Raw genomic sequence first — 317 nt, 5'->3', positions numbered from 1 at the left:
CGTCATCGGCGGGTTGCTCCAGGTGCTGTTCACGGTGTGGTTGTTGTTGGGCCTGTGTCGGGGTTGCTGCCGGCGGCGCTGCTGGTGGGTGGGTTCAGGACCTTGTTGAGGCGTCGCTTCAACCACTTCGGGTATTGGGTGAGTTGAGGTGTTTCATGCAGCGGTGCCCGATACTTCCCGGACGGGGTGATCCACCCGACCCGGCCATCACTGGTAAGTTTCGGGGTCCAGCCCCGCAAACGAATCTGGTTCCGATACGGCTCCCGATACCGACGATAATTACCACGACGATCCTTATCGTCCTTGAAATGCCGCAA

General features: G+C 59.6%; 1 protein-coding gene. It reads right to left on the bottom strand.

Features of this window, described 5'->3' with window-relative positions; genetic code table 11:
• Positions 1 to 29 precede the first annotated feature (29 nt).
• Positions 30 to 317 (bottom strand): hypothetical protein (locus ACT3TS_RS19815; RefSeq protein WP_444533235.1); only part of this gene is annotated, 288 nt, incomplete at its 5' end.

It is taken from the genome of Specibacter sp. AOP5-B1-6 (assembly GCF_052376555.1).
Classification (GTDB): Bacteria; Actinomycetota; Actinomycetes; order Actinomycetales; family Micrococcaceae; genus Specibacter.
This window is presented reverse-complemented; position numbering and strand designations above follow the sequence as displayed.